Source organism: Castellaniella sp. (assembly GCF_041675725.1).
Taxonomy (GTDB): domain Bacteria; phylum Pseudomonadota; class Gammaproteobacteria; order Burkholderiales; family Burkholderiaceae_B; genus Castellaniella.
The window spans coordinates 1-6,074 of sequence record NZ_JBAYTI010000102.1; the positions used below are offsets into that span (position 1 = coordinate 1).

Genomic DNA, 6,074 nt, shown 5'->3' on the forward strand with positions numbered 1-6,074 from the left:
CACGCCACGTGCTGATCGTGCACGGCAAGGACGGCATGGATGAAGGCTCGCTGGGTGCCGCCACTCTGGTGGGTGAACTGAAGGACGGGGTCATCACCGAATACGAAATCCACCCGGAAGATTTTGGCGTTTCCATGGTGTCCAATCGCAGCATCAAAGTCGCGGACCGCGAAGCATCCGCAGCGCTCATCATGGAAGCCCTGGATAACGTCGACGGCCCGGCCCGTGATATCGTTGCCTTGAACGCGGGTCTGGCCATATACACCGGCAACCAGGCCGCCACCATAGCCGAGGGCCTGAAAGCGGCATACGAATGCCTGAAAAACGGCGCCGCCCGGGCCAAATTCGAGGAATTCCGCAGTTATACAGGGAAGCTGTCCGCATGAACGACATTCTCGCCAAGATACTGGAAACCAAGAAGGTAGAGGTCTCCACAGCCCGTCAGATGCGCAGCGAGTCCGACCTCCTGCGTGAAGCCAAAAGCCGCAAGGACTTGCGCGGTTTCGCCCGGGCCATCGAAGACAAGATCGCCAAAGGCTTGCCCGGCATCATTGCCGAAGTGAAAAAGGCATCACCATCCAAGGGGGTGATCCGCGACAACTTCAACCCCACCGAAATCGCTTCGTCCTACGCCGCCCATGGTGCGGCCTGCCTGTCCGTCCTGACCGATGTGCAGTATTTCCAGGGTTCCTATGATTACCTGCGACAGGCCCGCGCCGCCTGCGCGCTGCCCGTGCTGCGCAAGGATTTCATGGTAGACCCTTATCAGATCATCCATGCCCGGGCCATCGGCGCCGACTGCGTGCTGCTCATCGTCGCTGCGCTCAGCCCCACACAGCTCAAGGAGTTCGAATCCCTGGCCATCGAACTAGGCATGGATGTCCTGGTCGAAGTTCACGACCGCGCCGAACTCGACATCGCGCTGGAACTCGAAACCACGCTGCTGGGCATCAATAACCGCAATCTGCGCACATTCGAAACTTCGCTGCAGAACACGCTGGACCTGCTGCCTCTCATACCCGAGGGCAAGCGCGTCATCACCGAAAGCGGCATCCTCACCCGGGAAGACGTCAAGCTCATGCGCGATCACGACGTTCAGGCCTTCCTGGTGGGCGAAGCCTTCATGCGTGCCCCCGAACCTGGCGCCGCACTGCATGAATTGTTCTTTGCCGAATGAGCAGCGGCGTGCCGGACACTCTGCGCTTCGCCGACGCTGAAAGCGACCCATCCATCCCCAAGGATGAGGCCAAGGCACAGGAGGCCGAACTGCGCGCCGCATTGCTCAAAGCCCAGTATGACCGGCTTGCAAAAGCCGACCGCAGCCTGCTGATCGTGGTGGCGGGCATTGATGGTGTGGGCAAGGGCGGTACGGTCAATCTCATCAACGAGTGGATGGACGCACGCCATATCCGTACGATGGCCTTTGGCCCCCCCTCTGACGAGGCACAGCAATACCCCTTCTTGTGGCGCTATTGGCGCCAGTTGCCCGCCAAGGGCCGTACCGGCATCGTTTTCGGCTCCTGGTACGCCCCCCTGTTCGATGCCTTGGCCAGCAAGAACCCCAAGCGTGGCAAGATCGAACGTCTGGCGTCTTCAATCTGCGATTTCGAGACCCTGCTGGTGCGCGATGGCGTGCAGATTCTCAAGCTCTGGTATCACCTGTCGCGAGATGCCCAGAAAGAGCGTACCGCCATGCTGCTCAGCGACCCGGAAACGTCCTGGATGGTGCGGCCTGAAGACCGCCTGGTCGCGAAGAACTTCAAACGTGTGCGCCGGGCGGCCGGCACCATGCTCAACCTCACCGACTCGTCCCTGGCTCCCTGGCATGTGATTCCCAGTGCGGATGAGCGCATGCGGGCCATTGCCACTGGTGACAGTATTCTGCAGGCCCTGCACGACCCGCCCCACAAGGTCAGCGCCCTTGCCGCCACCGGCCCCTGGCGCCCTTCCAGCGAGTCCGCGTCTCAGGAAGGCGGCAGAAGGCTGCGCCGCCTTACCCAGGTCGATTATTCGGTGAAGCTGGCCGAAAACGAATACGACGATCAACTGGCCCATCTACGCGGCCGGCTTGCCCGCCAAGTGCGCAGCAAGGCCTTCGAGAAGCTGCCGGTCGTGCTGGTCTTCGAAGGCCATGATGCCGCCGGCAAAGGCAGTACGATACGTCGCATCACCCATGCGCTCGATGCCCGGCAGTTCCGTGCCGTTCCTGTCTCGGCCCCCAGCCCCGAAGAACTCGCCCGGCCCTATCTATGGCGCTTCTGGCGCGAATTGCCTGCGCCGGGCGAACTCACCATCTTTGACCGTTCATGGTATGGCCGGGTGCTGGTCGAACGGGTCGAGCGCTTCGCCCGGCCTGCGGAATGGCGCCGCGCCTACCAGGAAATCAACCAGTTCGAACGCCAGCTGACCGACAGCGGCATACTGGTGCTTAAATTCTGGCTGGCCATTACCAAGGATGTCCAGCTTGAACGCTTCCGTGACCGGGAACGCTCCCCCTTCAAATCGTTCAAGATCACGCCCGAAGACTGGCGCAACCGTGAAAAATGGGCAGCCTACACGGTGGCCGCCAATGACATGTTCGACCTCACGGACACCAGCTATGCGCCGTGGCATGTTGTATCGTCCAACGACAAGCGCCACGCCCGCGTGTATGTCCTGGAGCAAATCGTGAAGGCCATCGATACCAGGCTGGCACAATGAACACGCCCCCCCCATCCTGCCCGCTATGCACCGAAGACGGTGGCAGCCTGGTATGGCAGAACCGCCTGCTGCGCGTGGTCATCGTGAACGATGGCGGCTTACCTGGCTATACGCGCGTGATCTGGCAGGCCCACAAAGCGGAAATGACCGATCTAGACGCGTCTGATCGCGATATCCTGATGCAGACCACCTTCCTGGTGGAAAGCGTGCAGCGCCAGGTATTGCTGGCTGACAAGGTCAATCTGGCCTCGCTGGGCAACATGACACCGCACCTGCACTGGCACATCATCCCCCGCTGGCGGGACGACCCCTGGTTTCCCGACAGCGTCTGGACACCCCAACGCACACACACTGATGCCGCCGCCAGACAGTGGGGCGAGCGCAGCAGCATCCTCAACGCGCTGCAGGGCGAGTACACGGCCGCTCTGCGCACCCGTCTGGAACACTCCGCTGTGGCTGATCCAGCCGGCTCACCCAGCCCTGACCGGGACGGCAAGCGGGAAAACCACAACACGGCCACCCCGGGAAGCCGGCGAACCCCACCATCCCCTGCGGCCGCCATGCCTGCAAGCGAACGCCAGGACAGCACTGCCGTTCCGGCTCAAGGTACGGATAATCGTCTGCGTGAGCTGCCCGGCCAGCAACTGGCGTCGCTACATCCTGACTGGCGTACAGCACTGGACACACCCGAAGCAAAAGCCGCCCTGCAACGCCTAGACTCGTTCCTGGCCGAACGCCTGCAACAAGACGCCGTCATTTACCCCGCACGTGTCTTTCGCGCGCTTGAGCTATTGGCACCCTCTGACGTCCGCGTCGTCATCCTGGGCCAGGATCCTTACCACGGCCCCGGTCAGGCACAAGGGCTGGCGTTCTCTGTACCTGACCGCTGCCCGGCCCCGCCCAGCCTGCGCAATATGTTCAACCAGCTGGCCCGCGAATACCCTGAGCGCCCGAGGCGCCGCCATAACGACCTTTCCGACTGGAGCCGCCAGGGGGTACTGTTGCTCAACACCAGCTTGAGCGTCGAACAGGGTGCCGCCGGCTCGCATGCGCGCAAGGGTTGGGAAGCCGTTACCGACGCCTTGATCCAGGCCGTGGCCCGCGACCCGCAGCCCAAGGTATTCATGCTGTGGGGCAACCATGCCCAAAGCAAGCAGGGCCTGCTGGACGCCGCCGGCCAGACGCACCAGGTGCTTAGATCCAACCACCCTTCGCCGCTGTCCGCCCTGCGACCGCCACGCCCCTTTATCGGATGCAGCCATTTTTCCCTGGCCAACACCTGGCTGTCTGCCCAAGGGCAACCCCCCATAGACTGGCTGGGGCCGGACATCGTCTAGTATCCTGCAGCAAATTCGCGACAAGCCCGCGAAACTCGGCATAAATTCAATGCTGGCCTAGGAATACTAGGGTTTTCCATATATACTAGAGGACTGCATTCTACTTAGTGTCGGCATGGGTGCAGTCTTTTCAAGGCTTACGCCCCTGAAAAAACGGCTTGAAGAAGCCCATTGCATAACGCATATGCCGCACACCATCGCACCCTGACCTTCCAGAACCTTGTCGTCCGCGCGGCCGTCCTGTGCCCGTGCATCATGGTTGATTGGGTCGGCACGATGATCCACTCAACCGCGCATCCCCACGCCATACGGCGAATCTGCGCATATGCACCGCCTCCAACGGCAAAGGTATACATGTCTTTCGAATCCCTGGGACTCAACCCGGCCCTGCTGTCGGCGCTCGACCGTGCCGGCTTCACCCAACCCACCCCCGTCCAGGCAGCCGCCATTCCGCGCGCCCTGACGGGAGAAGATCTGATGGTTTCATCCCAGACGGGCAGCGGCAAGACCGCCGCATTCATGCTGCCCGTTCTGAACCGCATCGCCCAGTTGCCCGCCAACAAGGGCAGCGGGGTGCAGGTGCTGGTCCTCACACCCACCCGCGAACTCGCCCTGCAAGTGGCTGACGCCACCCGCATCTACGGCGCCGGCATCAACGGCCTGCGCATAGCCACGGTTGTTGGCGGCATGCCTTACGGCGCGCAGATCAAGGCCTTATCCCGCCGCGTTGATGTGCTGGTTGCCACACCAGGACGCCTTATCGACCACCTTCAGGCCAAGCGCGTCAATTTGTCCACCGTGCGCACGCTGGTCCTGGACGAAGCCGACCGTATGCTGGACATGGGTTTCATCGAAGAGATCGAATCCATCATTGCGCGCATCCCGGCCGAACGCCAGACGCTGCTGTTCTCGGCAACGCTGGACGGCACCGTGGCCCAACTGGCCGGGCGCATGATGCGCAACCCGGCCCGCCTTGAACTGGCCGGCCAGAAGCAGCGCCACGAGAACATCGCGCAAACGCTGCTGTATGCCGACGACGGCTCGCACAAACTGCGCCTGCTGGACCACCTGCTGCGCGACAGCGACCTCGACCAGGCCATCGTCTTCACGTCCACCAAGCGCGGTGCGGATGATCTGGCCGACTATCTGGCCGAGAACGGCTATTCCGCTGCGGCGCTGCATGGCGACATGAACCAGCGCCAGCGTACCCGCACCCTGGGCCTGCTGCAACGCGGCAAGCTGCGCATTCTGGTAGCTACCGACGTGGCCGCCCGTGGTATCGACGTACAAGGCATCAGCCACGCCTTCAACTACGATCTGCCCATGCAGGCGGAAGACTACGTCCATCGCATCGGCCGCACTGGCCGTGCCGGGCGCAACGGCCAGGCCTACACGCTGGCCACCCACATGGAACGCCACAAGATCCGCCGTATCGAGCACTTCATCGGCCGCAGCATTCCCATGGAAGAAATCGCCGGCCTGGAACCACAACGCCGGCCACAACGCGGCTTCAGCAAGCGCCCTAGCGGTGGCGGTGGATACCGCGGTGCCCGGCGCGAAGGCTACGGCCAGGGCCGCCCTCAGGGTGAACATAAGCCCGCCTGGACGGGTGGCGAACGCCAGCACGACGGGAAACCCGAATGGAAGGCCGGCCAAAAAACGGAATGGAAGCCCGGCAACAAGCCTGAATGGAAATCCGATCGCCGGCCCGAGGGTAAAACCGAATGGCAGCCTGGCCGTAAATGGGAAGGCAAGCCAGAATGGAAACCTGGCCGCAAGACCGAATGGGCCGGCGACCGCAAGCCGCAGGCTGACGGCGCCCGCAGGTCTGGCCGCCCCAGCACTCGCAGCGATCGCAGCGCATCACCTCGCCACAGCGAGCGCCCGCAACGGGACGCTGCCCGCTTCTGAACATGGCATAGTACATGTGGCTGGCAAACGCCGGCCACATGTACCGCTGCCAGTGTTGCCTCCGCCCGACTATTCCCGGGTTTGGGCAGCATCAGTGCACCTTCTGCCGGCGGCACACTCAGCCAC

At 62.7% G+C, this 6,074-nt stretch carries 4 protein-coding genes and 2 pseudogenes; all 6 read left to right on the forward strand.

Annotation, left to right across the window (positions count from 1 at the left end; all coding sequences use genetic code 11):
- Positions 1-386, forward strand: a pseudogene (gene trpD, locus WCZ84_RS13435) (anthranilate phosphoribosyltransferase); the annotation flags it as partial.
- Positions 383-1,177 (forward strand): indole-3-glycerol phosphate synthase TrpC, encoded by a 795-nt coding sequence (gene trpC, locus WCZ84_RS13440; RefSeq protein ID WP_372686787.1) that lies wholly within the window; start codon positions 383-385, stop codon positions 1,175-1,177. The pseudogene trpD and the gene trpC, both read left to right, overlap by 4 nt.
- Positions 1,178-1,185: 8 nt before the next feature.
- Positions 1,186-2,700 carry a polyphosphate:AMP phosphotransferase gene (pap, locus tag WCZ84_RS13445; protein WP_372686788.1) on the forward strand — a complete coding sequence of 505 codons (1,515 nt, stop codon included), beginning with the start codon at positions 1,186-1,188 and terminating at the stop codon, positions 2,698-2,700.
- Positions 2,697-2,984 (forward strand): annotated as a pseudogene (locus tag WCZ84_RS13450) (HIT family protein); the annotation flags it as partial. The gene pap and the pseudogene WCZ84_RS13450, both read left to right, overlap by 4 nt.
- 276 nt (positions 2,985-3,260) lie before the next feature.
- Complete coding sequence (locus WCZ84_RS13455) at positions 3,261-4,037, forward strand: uracil-DNA glycosylase (protein WP_372686790.1); 777 nt, start codon at positions 3,261-3,263, stop codon at positions 4,035-4,037.
- A gap of 354 nt (positions 4,038-4,391) precedes the next feature.
- A complete protein-coding gene (locus WCZ84_RS13460) occupies positions 4,392-5,948 on the forward strand; it encodes a DEAD/DEAH box helicase (RefSeq protein ID WP_372686789.1) in 1,557 nt (518 codons plus the stop codon).
- Positions 5,949-6,074: the final 126 nt, after the last annotated feature.

Excerpts from the sequence above, each read along its gene's own strand:
- WCZ84_RS13455 (WP_372686790.1), top strand. The coding sequence starts at position 3,261 with ATGCCTGCAAGCGAACGCCAGGACAGCACTGCCGTTCCGGCTCAAGGT.
- trpC (WP_372686787.1), top strand. The coding sequence starts at position 383 with ATGAACGACATTCTCGCCAAGATACTGGAAACCAAGAAGGTAGAGGTC.
- WCZ84_RS13460 (WP_372686789.1), top strand. The coding sequence starts at position 4,392 with ATGTCTTTCGAATCCCTGGGACTCAACCCGGCCCTGCTGTCGGCGCTC.